The following is a 14,283-nucleotide window of genomic DNA, read 5'->3' on the forward strand; positions in this document are numbered from 1 at the left end:
TTCCTGTTTAAAACTTGAACCCGCGGTGCAGCGCTACGATGCCACCGGTGAGATTATGATAGGTGGTGTTTTCGAAGCCGACGTCTTCCATCATCTGTTTCAGCGTCTCCTGATCCGGATGCATGCGGATGGATTCTGCCAGATAACGATAGCTTCCGGCGTCCTTCGCCACCAGCTCGCCAATGCGCGGCAGGATATGGAATGAGTAAGCGTCATACGCTTTGTTCAGCGGTTCCAGCACTGGCTTTGAGAACTCCAGCACCAGCAGACGTCCGCCCGGCTTGAGCACGCGAAACATTGAGGCCAGAGCCTTCTCTTTTTCGGTGACGTTACGCAGGCCAAAGGCGATGGTAATGCAGTCGAAGTAGTTATCCGGAAAAGGCAGCGCTTCCGCATTGGCCTGAACGTAGTTCACATTGCCAACGATACCGATATTACGCAGCTTTTCGCGGCCCACTTTCAGCATTGAGCTGTTGATATCGGCCAGCACCACTTCGCCAGTCTCGCCCACCAGGCGCGAGAATTTTGCCGTGAGGTCACCGGTACCGCCCGCCAGATCCAGCACTCGCTGGCCGCGACGCACGCCACTGCAGTCGATAGTGAAACGCTTCCAGATGCGGTGAATACCGAACGACATCAGATCGTTCATCAGGTCATATTTGGCCGCAACGGAATGGAAAACATCAGCCACCATTTCAGCTTTTTCGCTTTTGGCCACGGTCTGGAAGCCAAAATGGGTGGTGTCCTTTGATTCATCTGCCATTTGTTTTGCCTGCTCTGCAATCAATATTCTGCCAAGTGTATCAGAGTCGCGCAGGTCAGGCACGGCCTTGCGGTTTATTCATTCACGCGCGCTGGCCCACTTTTTTCCTCTGCGTCAAAGAGCCCGTCATCCCACTCATCCTCTGACTCTTCAGGGGTTTCCGGCATCGCCTGCTCCACCAGTCGGGGATTGATTGGCCGTTTCACCTCCACCCCTAACTGGCGGAAGCTTTCGGTCTGGGCAATCAGGTTACCGCGCCCTTCCGACAGCTTTTTCATCGCCTGTCGGTAGCTGTCCTGCGCCCGGTCGAGATTCTGCCCCATTGCCGACATGTCATCGACAAACAGGCGCATTTTGTCATACAGCTTCGCTGCCCGATCGGCAATTCGCTGGGCATGGCGGCTCTGATGCTCATAGCGCCACAAATTATTAATGGTGCGCAGCGCCACCAACAGCGTGGTTGGGCTGACCAGCATAATATTCAGGTTAAGCGCTTCGTTGATCAGCTCGGGCTGGCGATCGATGGCTAACAGGAAGGCCGGTTCAACCGGGATAAACATCAACACATAATCCAGCGAGCGTAAACCGGGCAATTGTTGATAATCTTTACGGCTCAGCAGGCGGAGATGGCCCCTGATGGCGGTGATATGCTCACTGATGGCCGCTTCCCGCGTAGCCTCATCCTCGCCGTTAAAATAGCGTTCGTAGGCGACCAGCGTCATCTTGGCATCAATGACCACGTCCTTGCCCTGCGGCAGGCGCACGATAACGTCCGGCTGCATGCGCCCGTTCTGTTCCAGCTGGATATTGACCTGGGTTTCGTACTCATGGCCTTCCCGCAGGCCGGAAGCTTCCAGCACCCGGCTCAGCACCACTTCTCCCCAGTTGCCCTGGGTTTTATTATCGCCTTTCAGCGCTTTGGTAAGATTAATCGCTTCCTGCGCCATCTGCGCGTTGAGCTGCTGAAGGTTACGGATTTCATGGGAGAGGGTGTGACGCTCACGAGCTTCCTGGCCGAAGCCTTCCTGCACCTGGCGACGGAAGCCTTCCAGCTGCTCGCGCAGCGGTGCGATCAGGCCATTGAGGCTCTGCCGGTTTTGTTCATCGACCCGGCGGCCACTGTTTTCAAAGATGCGATTTGCGAGGTTTTCAAACTGGGCGTTGAGGCGCTGCTCGCTGTTGGTCAGCAGGCGCTGCTTCTCCTCTGCCGCCATGCGCGTCTCTTCCAGGCGGATGGTGACTTCGCGAAGCTCCGCTTCCTGAGCGCTGCTGATTTCCAGCTGGTTGCGCAGCTCTCGGGTAAGCTGCTCGGCTTCATTACGCCAGTGGTCGAGGTGATGCAGCTTTTCCTGCGCGGCAGAGAGTGAGCCGTGCAGCTGGCGCAGCTCCAGCTCGTTCTGTTTTTGCGCCTGCTGCTGATCTTCAATTTGCTGAACCAGCCGTCCGCGCTCCTGCTGTAGCTGTTCGGCCGACTGCAGCAGCAGCAGCCGTTCCGTTTCCTGTCGGGCGGAAAGCCGCTGACTTCTGAACGAGGCAATTAACCAGCCTGCCAGCAGCCCGGCCAGGCCAATACAGATGCCGTAACTGATTGTTGCATCCACGCTATTTCTCCCGCACGTACTTAACTACGGGAAAAGGTAGAGCGGCACTGTATGAATGTCCAGATAAAAACGATCAGAGCAGCTTACGGGCAGCGTCAACCACGATACGCACTGCATCGCTTTCGGTTTTCTTCATCATTTCCGCGTCAGGGATTTCCTGCTGGGTGCGGTTTACGATCACCCCGGCCACCATCCCGGCGCGCAGGCCCTGGCTGGCGCACATGGTCAGCAAGGTTGCCGATTCCATTTCATAGTTCAGCACGCCCATCTGCTGCCACTCTTTCATCGAATTCTGGAAGCGGCTGACGACCCGGCCGGAATAAGTGTCGTAACGCTCCTGCCCCGGATAGAAGGTATCTGAGGAAGCGGTGATGCCGATATGGGTTTTGGCCCCGGCCTCTTTAGCGGCTTCGACCAGTGCGGTAGTACAGGCAAAGTCTGCCACTGCCGGGAACTCCAGCGGGGCAAAGTGCAGGCTGGCACCGTCCAGACGCACCGATCCGGTCGTCACCAGCACGTCGCCGACATTGATTTCTGGCTGGATGGCACCAGTAGTACCGACGCGCAGAAACGTACGCACGCCCAGCTGAGCCAACTCTTCCACGGCGATAGAGGTGGAAGGGCCGCCAATTCCGGTGGAGCAGACGATCACGGCTTTGCCGCCAATCTCGGCACGCCAGGTGGTGAATTCCCGGTGGGAAGCCAGATGCACGGCATTGTCCATCAGGGCGGCAATTTTCTTAACCCGCTCGGGATCGCCAGGCACGATGGCCAGAGTAGCTCCCTGCAAATCTGCTTGTGTTAAACCCAGGTGAAAAACGTCTGACTGTGCCATTGCAAACTCCTGTGACGGCAAAAGGTGGCGCGAGGTAGGAGCGCCACAGTAACGGAAATCTGACCGGTATTGTGTGAGAGGACTCACTATGCATAATGAAAGTTACATCAAATCTGCATAAAAGAGTGATACCACTCACATTTAATCACTCTTTCCTCCCGGCGTGCCACAACTTGCCCCGCCGGATCCTCTTAGCCAGTGGTAAAGATGAGAAGAGAGCAAGCACCTGGCCCAAACGTAATCCTGGCTATAGTTAGCTGATTGCGCTAATGCATGCACGGAGAGGACAATGAAAACCGAAGATAATATGACTCAAAAACTGAGCAATAATGGGTTCGCTCCTGCGGTATCGCCTGCCGCATCGACTACCATCACGACCGAAAGTGACGCCATCCTGTCTGGAGAAACCTCCATCCCGACTCAGGGTGAAAACATGCCCGCGTTTCACGCAAAGCCCCGTAACGCCAGCGGCCCCCTGCCGGTGATTCTGGTGGTGCAGGAGATCTTTGGCGTGCATGAGCATATTCGCGATATCTGCCGCCGTCTGGCGCTGGACGGTTATATGGCGGTAGCGCCGGAACTCTACTTCCGTCAGGGCGATCCCCAGGATTACAACGATATTCCGACGCTGTTCAGTGAGCTGGTCAGCAAAGTGCCGGATTCTCAGGTGCTGGCCGACCTGGATCACGTGGCCAACTGGGCCTCCCGCCACGGCGGTGATATGCGCAATATGGCCGCGACCGGCTTCTGCTGGGGCGGGCGCATCACCTGGCTGTACGCCGCGCACAATCCACAGCTGAAGGCTGCCGTGGCCTGGTACGGCAAGCTGGTCGGTGATAAAACTATGAAGCAGCAGAAGCAGCCGGTCGATATCGCTGTCGATCTGACAGCGCCGGTGCTGGGTCTGTACGGTGGGAAAGATGACAGCATCCCGCAGGATACGGTGGAAACCATGCGCCAGGCGCTGCGGGCAGCCAATTCAAAATCTGAAATCGTGGTCTATCCTGATGCCGGACACGCTTTCAATGCCGACTACCGCCCCAGCTATCACCAGGAGTCCGCGAAGGATGGCTGGCAGCGGATGCTGGCGTGGTTTAAGCAGCACGGCGTGGAATAACCATTAAAAAGGGCGCCTGACGGCGCCCTGAGCACAACTACACCGAAATCAGGCTTCTGCTTTACGCAGGTTCTGCGCCGCTTTCACCATGTTAGCCAGCGCCTGACGGGTTTCCGTCCAGCCGCGTGTTTTCAGGCCACAGTCCGGGTTAACCCACAGACGTTCACCGGGAATGCGCTGTGCGGCTTTCAGCAGCAATGCTTCCATCCATTCCACGGTCGGCACGTTAGGTGAGTGAATGTCATATACGCCCGGGCCAATTTCATTCGGATATTCAAACTCTTCGAACGACTCCAGCAGCTCCATATCTGAGCGGGACGTTTCGATAGTGATCACATCCGCATCCAGTGCCGCAATGGAATCCATGATGTCGTTGAACTCGCAGTAACACATGTGGGTGTGGATCTGCGTGTCGTCCTGCGCCACAGCGGCGTTCAGACGGAAGGCATCAACGGCCCACTTCAGGTATGCGGCCCAGTCGGACTGACGCAGCGGCAGGCCTTCGCGCAGGGCTGGCTCATCAATCTGGATGATGCCGATACCGGCTTTTTCCAGATCTTCCACTTCATCACGCAGCGCAAGAGCAATCTGTTTGGCGATGATTTCACGTGAAACGTCTTCTCGTGGAAACGACCAGCACAGAATGGTGACCGGACCGGTCAGCATACCTTTGACAGGTTTTTCGGTCAGAGACTGGGCATACTTCGCCCACTCAACGGTGATGGCTTCAGGACGGCTGACATCGCCGATAATCACCGGTGGCTTCACGCAGCGTGAACCGTAGCTCTGCACCCAGCCGTTCTGGGTAAAGGCAAAACCGTCCAGGTTCTCACCGAAATATTCAACCATGTCATTACGTTCCGCTTCGCCGTGAACCAGCACGTCCAGCCCTAAGCGCTCCTGCTCCACGATGGCCTGCCTGATATGCTCAGCGATGCCGGTGCGGTAGTGGCTGCCATCCAGGCGGCCCTGTTTGAAGTCCAGGCGCAGGCCGCGGATCTCAGTGGTCTGTGGGAAAGAGCCAATGGTGGTGGTTGGCCATGCCGGCAGCTGGAAGCGATCGCGCTGGGCTTTGGCACGCACGCTGTAGCTGCTGTCGCGCTGGCTGTCTTTCGCCACGATTGCCGCCAGACGTTTGCCAACCGCAGCATTGTGAACGCGGGTTGAGTTACGACGGGCACGGATTGGCGCGCTCCACGCTTCCAGTGACTGCGGATTGTTGTTGTTCAGCGCGTTGCTCAGTAGCGACAGCTCGGCACATTTCTGCAGGGCGAAGGCAAACCAGCTTTTCACCTCATCATCCAGGCGGGTTTCAGTGCTGAGATCGATTGGGCTGTGCAACAGTGAACAGGATGAACCAATCCACAGCTGCTGGCGCTTACCGGCCAGAGGCTGCAGACGCTCAAACCAGCTGCTCAGATCCGCACGCCAGACGTTTCGACCGTTGATCACCCCAACGGACAGCAGCCAGTCGGCAGGCACTTTGTCATTCAGCACGGCGATATCGTCTTTACCGTGAATGAGATCAACGTGCAGACCCTGTACTGGCAGCGCACGGATGGTGTCGATGTTGGTGCCAGCGCTTTCGAAGTAGGTAGTCAGCAGCAGTTTGGTTTTACCCTGCAAGGCTTCATAAGCCGGTTTGAAGGCGTTCAGCCACTCCGGTGGCAGCTCCAGCACCAGCGCAGGTTCGTCGATCTGCACCCATTCGATGTCGCGCTTCGCCAGTTCGGCCAGCACCTGCTGGTATACCGGCAGAATGTCTTTCAGCAGGCTCAGGCGATCAAACTGCTCGCCTTTCACTTTGCCCAGCCACAAATAGGTTACCGGACCTAACAGAACAGGTTTCACTTTGTGGCCCAGGGTCAGTGCTTCATCCACTTCATCCAGCAGTTGAGTCCAGCTCAGCTTAAACTGCTGACCTTTAGTGAACTCAGGCACCATGTAGTGATAGTTGGTGTTAAACCATTTGGTCATTTCAGCCGCGGCTGCCGGTTCACCGGTTGGTGCACGGCCACGGCCCAGACGGAATAAGGTATCCAGATCGACAGAACCGTCTTTGTTCTGGTGACGGGCAGGCACGTTGCCGAGCAGCAGGCTGGTAGTCAGGACATGATCGTACCAGGCGAAATCGCCAACCGGCACCAGATCCACACCGGCCTGTTTCTGCTGCTGCCAGTGGCGGGCACGCAGTTCACGGCCAACAGCCAGCAATTCTTCCTGAGTGCTGTTTCCTGCCCAGTAGCTTTCCAGAGCTTTTTTCAGTTCGCGGCGCAGTCCAACACGTGGGAAGCCGAGCGTATGGTTCAGTATTGTCATCAGTTCTTTCCTCAGTAGCCGCCCGTTGTCGTTGCAATCAGGCTTTTAGACGTCCAGATGTTTACACATCTATAATCAGCAGGTACTGTAATAACCACAAGCGCAAATTGTTCATTGTCGATGTGAAGGACTCTCATGATCGAACTCAAACACCTGCGGACGCTGCAGGCGCTGCGAAATACTGGTTCACTGGCCGCCGCTGCGGCGCAGCTCCATCAAACGCAGTCGGCGTTATCCCATCAGTTCAGCGACCTGGAACAGCGTCTGGGCTTTCGTTTATTCGTGCGCAAAAGTCAGCCGCTGCGCTTTACGCCGCAGGGTGAAATTCTGCTGCATCTCGCCGAGCAGGTACTGCCGCAGATTCAGCATGCGTTGCAGGCCTGTCACGAGCCGCACCAGACCACCCTGCGCATCGCCATTGAGTGCCACAGCTGTATTCAGTGGCTGACCCCGGCGCTGAGCAATTTCCGCCAGAGCTGGCCGCAGGTGGTAATGGATTTCAAATCAGGCGTAACCTTTGACCCGCAGCCTGCACTGCAACAGGGCGAGCTGGACGTGGTGCTGACCTCGGATATCCTGCCGCGCAGCGGGCTGTTCTATTCACCGATGTTTGATTTTGAGGTGCGTCTGGTGCTGGCTCCGGACCATCCGCTGGCGCAGGTTGAACATATTTCACCTGAGGATCTGGCGAATGAAGTGCTGATGATCTATCCGGTGCAGCGTCAGCGCCTGGATATCTGGCGGCATTTTCTGCAGCCTGCGGGCGTCAGCCCGGCACTGAAAAGTGTCGATAACACGCTGCTGTTGATTCAGATGGTCTCCGCCGGGATGGGGATTGCCGCGCTACCGCATTGGGTGGTGGAAAGCTTTGAACATCAGGGACTGGTGGTAACCAAAACCCTGGGAGATGGCCTGTGGAGCCGCTTATACGCTGCAGTGCGCGACGGTGAGCAGCGCCAGCCGGTCGTGGAAGCCTTTATCCGCTCTGCCCGCCAGCATGCCTGCGATCACCTGCCGCTGGTGCGGGATGCCTCGCAGCCGGGGACACCTCTGCCCCCACCTCTGCCGCTCTGAATGCATCGCCAGCGTTTTGCTGGCGGTTTTCCTGTTTATGCCGCCATTTCTCTCTATAATGCGCCCAATGCCCTTTGTTCCCTGATGAGAGTTTTATGACTAATAACGACGTCCTTCGCAGCGTGCGCTACATGCTTCAGTTAAACGATGCCCAGGTTGTAGCCATCCTGGCACTGGCCGACACTGAAGTCACCGAAGCCGAAGTGCACAGTTTTCTGAAGAAAGATGATGAACCCGGCTTCCGTGCCTGCCCGGATGTGGTGATGGGTTATTTTCTTAACGGCCTGATTTTCCAGCGTCGCGGCAAAAGCGAGGACGCTCCGGAGCCGTCGATTGAACGCAAGATGACCAATAACATCATCATGAAGAAACTTCGCGTGGCGTTCGATCTGAAAACAACCGATATCCTTGAGATCCTCAAGCTGGCGGATTTTGCTGTCGGTCAGTCTGAAATTGGGGCGATTTTCCGCAAGCCGGGCCATAAAAATTACCGTGAGTGCGGTGACCAGATTTTACGAAATTTCCTGAAAGGGCTGACCATGAAAGTTCGTCCTTCTGCCAGTAAACCAGCCTGAATTTAACGGCAGCCTCAGGGCTGCCCATTATTTCTGTTTTAAAATAATACTACTGTTATTTAAGAAACAATCAGATCTCCTCCTTCCAATCATTCCATAACATTTTAAACAAGCGTTTAATATAATTTGACTTATCCATTGCGCAGCAATAATATTTTAAAGGGCCACAAACAAATTAAATAAATCACCATGAAAAGGAATTAATCATGAGAGAACTGAACGTTTCTGAAATTAATGAAGTCAGCGGCGCAGGTAAAATCCAGGACGGAGCGGCTAATTTTTTCGGTTCGCTTTTTACCAATATTTTTAAATCCGCTTCTTCTGCACTGACCGATCTGGGATACACCGAGGATCAGGCTTCTGCAGCAGGCCAGGATCTGGGCAGCCGCATTGGCGGTCTGATTGAAACTCAGATTAATAAAGTGATTGATGCGCTTGGTTCACTGGTTAAATAAATAACCAGCAAACAACATCGGGAAGTTTTAACCTTCCCGATGTCCAATAATATTTAAACCGCGCTCTTTTTAATTATCCAGTGTCGGTGAACCCATAACGATGAAAATATAACCGCTGAGCCAATAATGAAACTTGGCCAGTGCGGCTGCTGTTGCCAGATCGCCAGGTTAACCAGCAGTCCGGCAGGCACATGCATATTATTCATAATCCCCAGCGTACCCGCATCCACCTGAGTTGCACCGTAGTTCCACATAAAATAGCCCAGACCAGAAGCCGCAACCCCCAGCCAGATCAGAATGCCCCACTGGAAGGTAGTGGTCGGTAATTTATGCGGATTTCCCCACAGGAACCAGGCCACTATCGCCACGCTGACCGCGCCGATATAGAACCATGAAAAGGCAGTATGCTGCGGCATCGGACGTGTTTCCTGCAGGCGCTTATAGCCCACCATCCCCACCGCAAAACAGATATTGGCCAGCTGGACCAGCAGCAGACCAAACCAGAAGTGATCGCTGACTTTGTCATAACGGATAATTGCTGCACCCGCCACCGCCAGCAGCGCGCTGAGCGCATAACCAAAACGAATGCCGCGCCCTGCCAGCAAATCATAAATGAGTGTCACATACAGCGGTGTCATCACGGTAAACAGCAACAGTTCCGACACGCTGAGATAGAGATAAGCCTGGAAGCTGATGAGATACATGATCCCCAGCTGCAAAGCTCCCACCGCCATATACAGCAACAGCGTTGAAGCCCTGTACCCACGCCAGCGCAGGAACGGCAGGAACACGACAGCGGCCAGCAGCAGGCGGATCAGGACCGAGAACCAGGTGTCTACCTGCCCGGCCAGATATTCGCCAATCAGGCTGAAGGAAAATGCCCACAAAATTGTGGTGACAATCAGTAGCGTCACAATAGAAAACTCTGCAGTGAAAAGTGCGGCCAGTGTAGCGAAAATCAGTAACCTGCAGGAAACTATCTGATTGACATGTGCGTAATCTATAATCAGCTAAATTCGCAAACTGTCATAAAAATGTAACATTTGCGTGACTCTTCACACTCCTGAACGCCGTTTACCCTTATCCTCTGCGCGAAATGGAACATATCGTTCTGCGATAACGAGCATTAAGTTTCCATAACGCGCCAGCAGGCGTGAATAAAGAGAATAAACTGCGCCATTGGAGGCCACCATGTTAAGTATTTTTAAGCCAGCAGCACATCAACATCGGGTTGATGCCGCTAAGGTAGATCCGCTCTACCGTAAACTACGCTGGCAAATTTTTCTGGGGATATTTTTCGGTTATGCCGCTTACTATCTGGTGCGCAAAAACTTTGCGCTGGCGATGCCGTATCTGGTTGAGCAGGGATTTTCACGCGGCGACCTCGGCTTCGCCCTGTCGGGAATTTCCATCGCCTATGGTTTTTCCAAGTTCATTATGGGCTCCGTATCGGATCGCTCTAATCCCCGCGTTTTCCTGCCTGCCGGGCTGATCCTTGCTGCGGCGGTGATGCTGTTTATGGGGTTCGTTCCCTGGGCCACTTCCAGCATTATGGTGATGTTTGTGCTGCTGTTCCTGTGCGGCTGGTTCCAGGGCATGGGCTGGCCACCCTGCGGCAGGACTATGGTCCACTGGTGGTCGCAGAAAGAGCGCGGTCGTATCGTCTCGGTGTGGAACTGTGCTCATAACGTTGGCGGGGGACTTCCGCCGCTGCTGTTCCTGCTGGGAATGGCCTGGTTTAACGACTGGAAAGCCGCGCTGTATATGCCCGCGTTTGGTGCCATCCTGGTGGCGATTATCGCTTTTGCCCTGATGCGCGATACGCCGCAATCCTGTGGCCTGCCGCCAATTGAAGAGTACAAAAATGACTATCCGCCGGACTACGATGAGAAACATGAAGAGGAACTGACGGCGAAACAGATCTTTATGCAGTACATCCTGCCGAATAAACTGCTGTGGTATATCGCCCTGGCCAACGTGTTCATTTACCTGCTGCGTTACGGCATCCTCGACTGGTCCCCAACCTATCTGAAAGAAGTGAAGCACTTTACGCTGGATAAATCCTCCTGGGCTTACTTCCTGTATGAGTACGCGGGTATTCCCGGCACGCTACTGTGCGGCTGGATGTCGGACAAAGTGTTCCGTGGCAATCGTGGTGCAACTGGCGTGTTCTTTATGATCCTGGTGACCATCGCGACGGTTATTTACTGGATGAACCCGGCGGGCAATCCCGGTGTGGATATGGCCTGCATGATCGTGATTGGCTTCCTGATTTATGGTCCTGTCATGTTAATCGGTTTACATGCTCTGGAACTGGCACCGAAAAAAGCCGCAGGTACGGCCGCAGGCTTCACTGGACTGTTCGGTTATCTAGGTGGCTCTGTCGCCGCCAGCGCCATTGTCGGCTACACAGTTGATTTCTTCGGCTGGGATGGCGGGTTTATGGTGATGATTGGCGGCAGCGTGCTGGCAGTCGTTCTGCTGATCATGACCATGATCAGTGAGAACCAACACAAGCAACAGCTGGCGGAGAAAAATGATGCTTAAAACGCTGATAGCAACCCTGATAATGGCTTCTTCACTGTGCGCAATGGCCGCCGGAGAAGAGAAGATTGTGATTGCCCATCGTGGCGCCAGCGGCTATCTGCCGGAGCATACTCTGCCGGCAAAAGCGATGGCTTACGCTCAGGGAGCGGACTTTCTTGAGCAGGATCTGGTGATGACCAAAGACGACCAGTTGGTGGTGCTGCATGACCACTACCTGGACCGTGTGACGGACGTCGCCGATCGCTATCCTGACCGTGCACGCAAGGATGGCCGTTACTACGCCATCGACTTTACCCTCGCCGAGATCAAAGGCCTGAAATTTACCGAAGGCTTTACGGTGAAGAATGGTCAGAAAGTGCAGACCTTCCCGGACCGCTTCCCGATGGGCAAATCTGATTTTCGCGTGCATACCTTTGCGGAAGAGATCGAATTTATTCAGGGCCTGAACCACTCCACCGGTAAAAACATCGGCATCTATACCGAAATCAAAGCACCGTGGTTCCACCGCCGGGAGGGCAAGGATATCTCGGCAAAAGTGCTCGACGTGCTGAAGCAGTACGGTTACACCAGCAAAAGCGACAATGTTTACCTGCAGTGCTTCGACTACAACGAGGTGAAGCGCATTAAAACGGAGCTGGAGCCGCAGCGCGGCATGAACCTGAAAATGGTGCAGCTGATAGCCGAGACTACATGGGATGAAACCCAGGAACAGAAAAACGGTAAGTGGGTGAACTACAGCTACGACTGGATGTTCAAACCTGGCGCGATGAAAACCCTGTCACAGTACGTTGACGGTATCGGGCCGGATTATCACATGCTGGTGGCAGAAGGTACCACGAAAGGCCATATCAGCCTGACTAATATGGTAAAGGAAGCGCATCAGAGCGGTCTGGTGGTGCATCCTTACACGGTGCGCGCCGACCAGTTACCTGACTGGGTTGATAATGTCGATCAGCTCTATGAGGTGCTTTACCATCAGGCCGGGGTGGACGGGTTATTTACCGACTTCCCGGACAAAGCCCTGCATTTCCTGCAGCGCTGACCGGCTTCCGCCCCTGAGCCATCAGGGGCGGGAACCGCACAGATCAAACGTTATACAGCTTACGCAGATAATTCGGCACCGCGTTATCCGCGTTGCTGCCAATCACTTCCAGCGCCGGCAGTAAATCCTTCAGACGCTGATGAGAGTTGCTCATAATGCAGCCTTTTCCGGCCATGCTCAGCATCTCTTTATCGTTCATGCCGTCGCCAAAGGAGATGCAATCTTTCAGGCTGTAGCCCAGTATTTGCGAGACCGCATCCAGCGCATGACCTTTGGAGACGCCACCCGCCATCACTTCCAGACAGGTCGGCAGCGAGAAGCTGACGTTAACCCGGTCGCCCCAGCGGGCAATCAGCGTCTCTTCCAGCGGGACCAGCTTGTCCGGATCGCCGCAGGTGAAGAACACCTTGCTGATGCCGTCCGTCGGCAGTGAGCCTGGCTGATAGATCTGATAGTTGAAGTCGGACTCACGGAAAAAGTCCATCTCTTCAGGGCGATGGCGGTTAAGGAACCACTCTTCATCACGGTAAATATTGGTGAAGATATCCGGGTTGCTGTGGTGCATGGCAAACAGCTCAAGAGCGATGTCTTCATCCAGGTTGTGGCTGAAAATCAGCTCTCCGGCGGTGTTGTGCACGCGCGCGCCGTTTGAGGTGATCATAAAGGCATCAATACCCAGGCTGTCACGCATCTGCGCCACATCGATATGATGGCGGCCAGTAGCAAAAATAAAACTCACCCCTTTGCGGGTCAGCAACTGTAGCGTTTCGCGGGCAAAAGGAGATAAACGGTGATCCGGAGACAACAGGGTGCCATCAAGATCGGAAGCAACGATAGGGTACATAAAACCTCTGGTTAATCTGTTATCGGGGTGCCTGTTGCTCCCCGCTAATGGAATCCACATCTGAGTCGTGCAAAATCAGGGATGCCGGGCAAAAAATGCCACGATGGCCTCCAGCGCTTCGGCACGCATGCTGTCTTTTTCAAATAAGATCTCATGACGCGCACCGTTGATAACCTGCGGTTTACCCCCTTCACAGGGCTGCCCCGCGGCGGTCATAGCCTGGCAGAAGAGATCCTGGGCCCGGTTATCAACCACCTTGTCGCTGCCTGCCTGCAATAGCAGCAGCGGTGTGGAAATGTCTTTTGCTTTACTGATAATACTTTGTCCTGCCAGCATCCCTTCCCGCACCCAATGGTAGGTGGGGCCGCCAACCCGCAATCCCGGATCGTCCGCGTAAAAACGTAGGTTGCGCCGGTAACGCTCGTGGCTGTGGGTCAGTTGATTAATGCCAAACGGACGCGGCCGCCATTTTCCGGTCCCTATCGCATAACCATCGCGGAAGGTCGGGCGCTTTTCCGCCCAGTCCAGAATATGGTTTGCCATCCACTGCGGCATTGGCAGGTATATGCCAAACATCGGCGAAGCCAGCACCGCGGCATCAAAGGCTTTCGGCTGCCTGGCGATCATCAGCGCCATGATCGCCCCACCCATCGAGTGGGCCAGCGCATAGCGATGACGATAATGGCGGCTGGCGATCTCTTTCAGATACAGCGTTTCGAGATCGTCGACGTAATGATCGAATGCTTCCACGTGCCCACGGTGGGAATCCTGCAGAAGCCGCCCGGACCGCCCCTGTCCGCGATGATCGATAATCACCACATCATAGCCGCAATGAAACAGATCGTAAGCCAGTTCCGGATATTTCACATAGCTTTCAATACGCCCCGGGCACAGCAGGATAACTTTGTCATGTTGCGGCGAGATGAAACGGACATAGCGAATCGTGACGTTATCGACTCCGGCGAACTCACCCTCTTCCCGGCTCTGCCAGAAATCAAGCAGCGGGCCGGTTGCAAATGCCGCGAACGCTTTTTCTCGCGTTGGCCAGCCGTTATTCTGCTTACCCATCGGCTAACTCTCTTTAGCTCTCATCGCCCGGAATGACCTGCAG

The 14,283-nt window shown here is 54.9% G+C and carries 13 protein-coding genes; 6 read left to right on the forward strand and 7 right to left on the reverse strand.

The annotated features are described in order from the left end of the window. Positions 1–7: 7 nt before the first annotated feature. The 3 genes from ubiE to udp form a co-directional block, all read right to left on the reverse strand. Positions 8–763 carry a bifunctional demethylmenaquinone methyltransferase/2-methoxy-6-polyprenyl-1,4-benzoquinol methylase UbiE gene (gene ubiE / locus AC3Y5R_RS22120; RefSeq protein WP_489923130.1) on the reverse strand — a complete coding sequence of 252 codons (756 nt, stop codon included), beginning with the start codon at positions 761–763 and terminating at the stop codon, positions 8–10. Between the two features lie 74 nt (positions 764–837). Next, entirely contained in the window at positions 838–2,364 is a 1,527-nt protein-coding gene (gene rmuC, locus AC3Y5R_RS22125) for a DNA recombination protein RmuC (protein ID WP_489923131.1), read from the reverse strand. Positions 2,365–2,437: 73 nt separating this feature from the next. Next, positions 2,438–3,199, reverse strand: a complete 762-nt coding sequence (gene udp, locus AC3Y5R_RS22130; RefSeq protein WP_158781990.1) for a uridine phosphorylase — start codon at positions 3,197–3,199, stop codon at positions 2,438–2,440. 289 nt (positions 3,200–3,488) lie between these two features. Here udp and AC3Y5R_RS22135 point away from each other — a divergent pair, with 289 nt between their 5' ends. Beyond that, on the forward strand, positions 3,489–4,316 hold the full coding sequence (locus tag AC3Y5R_RS22135; RefSeq protein WP_489923132.1) for a dienelactone hydrolase family protein: 828 nt from the start codon (positions 3,489–3,491) through the stop codon (positions 4,314–4,316). Positions 4,317–4,364: 48 nt separating this feature from the next. Here AC3Y5R_RS22135 and metE read toward each other — a convergent pair whose 3' ends face one another. Beyond that, positions 4,365–6,635, reverse strand: a complete 2,271-nt coding sequence (metE, locus tag AC3Y5R_RS22140) for a 5-methyltetrahydropteroyltriglutamate--homocysteine S-methyltransferase (RefSeq protein ID WP_489923133.1) — start codon at positions 6,633–6,635, stop codon at positions 4,365–4,367. 135 nt (positions 6,636–6,770) lie between these two features. On the opposite strand from metE, the gene metR reads away from it, so the two are divergent. The 3 genes from metR (at position 6,771) to AC3Y5R_RS22155 (ending at position 8,739) form a co-directional block, all read left to right on the forward strand. Next, a complete protein-coding gene (gene metR / locus AC3Y5R_RS22145; RefSeq protein WP_489923134.1) occupies positions 6,771–7,709 on the forward strand; it encodes an HTH-type transcriptional regulator MetR in 939 nt (312 codons plus the stop codon). A 95-nt stretch (positions 7,710–7,804) separates the two neighbouring features. Further along, complete coding sequence (locus AC3Y5R_RS22150) at positions 7,805–8,284, forward strand: YehS family protein (protein ID WP_489923135.1); 480 nt, start codon at positions 7,805–7,807, stop codon at positions 8,282–8,284. 206 nt (positions 8,285–8,490) lie between these two features. Next, positions 8,491–8,739 (forward strand): hypothetical protein, encoded by a 249-nt coding sequence (locus AC3Y5R_RS22155; RefSeq protein WP_158781985.1) that lies wholly within the window; start codon positions 8,491–8,493, stop codon positions 8,737–8,739. Positions 8,740–8,792: 53 nt separating this feature from the next. On the opposite strand, the gene AC3Y5R_RS22160 is transcribed toward AC3Y5R_RS22155, so the two are convergent. Next, positions 8,793–9,653: a carboxylate/amino acid/amine transporter gene (locus tag AC3Y5R_RS22160; RefSeq protein WP_489923136.1), complete on the reverse strand. Its 861-nt coding sequence runs from the start codon at positions 9,651–9,653 to the stop codon at positions 8,793–8,795. 277 nt (positions 9,654–9,930) lie between these two features. On the opposite strand from AC3Y5R_RS22160, the gene glpT reads away from it, so the two are divergent. Further along, positions 9,931–11,286, forward strand: a complete 1,356-nt coding sequence (gene glpT / locus AC3Y5R_RS22165; protein ID WP_489923137.1) for a glycerol-3-phosphate transporter — start codon at positions 9,931–9,933, stop codon at positions 11,284–11,286. 22 nt (positions 11,287–11,308) lie between these two features. Next, positions 11,309–12,328 carry a glycerophosphodiester phosphodiesterase gene (gene glpQ / locus AC3Y5R_RS22170; protein ID WP_489923157.1) on the forward strand — a complete coding sequence of 340 codons (1,020 nt, stop codon included), beginning with the start codon at positions 11,309–11,311 and terminating at the stop codon, positions 12,326–12,328. Between the two features lie 43 nt (positions 12,329–12,371). On the opposite strand, the gene yigL is transcribed toward glpQ, so the two are convergent. Continuing rightward, a complete protein-coding gene (gene yigL / locus AC3Y5R_RS22175; RefSeq protein WP_489923138.1) occupies positions 12,372–13,172 on the reverse strand; it encodes a sugar/pyridoxal phosphate phosphatase YigL in 801 nt (266 codons plus the stop codon). A 75-nt stretch (positions 13,173–13,247) separates the two neighbouring features. Continuing rightward, on the reverse strand, positions 13,248–14,240 hold the full coding sequence (pldB, locus tag AC3Y5R_RS22180; RefSeq protein ID WP_489923139.1) for a lysophospholipase L2: 993 nt from the start codon (positions 14,238–14,240) through the stop codon (positions 13,248–13,250). Positions 14,241–14,283: the final 43 nt, after the last annotated feature.

It is taken from the genome of Erwinia sp. 009765445, from assembly GCF_058137865.1.

What these genes read in the sequence shown, in the direction of transcription:
- glpQ (WP_489923157.1), top strand. Translation starts at nt 11,309, where the DNA reads ATGGCTTCTTCACTGTGCGCAATGGCCGCCGGAGAAGAGAAGATTGTG.
- AC3Y5R_RS22155 (WP_158781985.1), top strand. Translation starts at nt 8,491, where the DNA reads ATGAGAGAACTGAACGTTTCTGAAATTAATGAAGTCAGCGGCGCAGGT.
- metE (WP_489923133.1), bottom strand. Translation starts at nt 6,635, where the DNA reads ATGACAATACTGAACCATACGCTCGGCTTCCCACGTGTTGGACTGCGC.
- udp (WP_158781990.1), bottom strand. Translation starts at nt 3,199, where the DNA reads ATGGCACAGTCAGACGTTTTTCACCTGGGTTTAACACAAGCAGATTTG.
- AC3Y5R_RS22135 (WP_489923132.1), top strand. Translation starts at nt 3,489, where the DNA reads ATGAAAACCGAAGATAATATGACTCAAAAACTGAGCAATAATGGGTTC.
- metR (WP_489923134.1), top strand. Translation starts at nt 6,771, where the DNA reads ATGATCGAACTCAAACACCTGCGGACGCTGCAGGCGCTGCGAAATACT.
- yigL (WP_489923138.1), bottom strand. Translation starts at nt 13,172, where the DNA reads ATGTACCCTATCGTTGCTTCCGATCTTGATGGCACCCTGTTGTCTCCG.
- glpT (WP_489923137.1), top strand. Translation starts at nt 9,931, where the DNA reads ATGTTAAGTATTTTTAAGCCAGCAGCACATCAACATCGGGTTGATGCC.
- pldB (WP_489923139.1), bottom strand. Translation starts at nt 14,240, where the DNA reads ATGGGTAAGCAGAATAACGGCTGGCCAACGCGAGAAAAAGCGTTCGCG.
- ubiE (WP_489923130.1), bottom strand. Translation starts at nt 763, where the DNA reads ATGGCAGATGAATCAAAGGACACCACCCATTTTGGCTTCCAGACCGTG.
- AC3Y5R_RS22150 (WP_489923135.1), top strand. Translation starts at nt 7,805, where the DNA reads ATGACTAATAACGACGTCCTTCGCAGCGTGCGCTACATGCTTCAGTTA.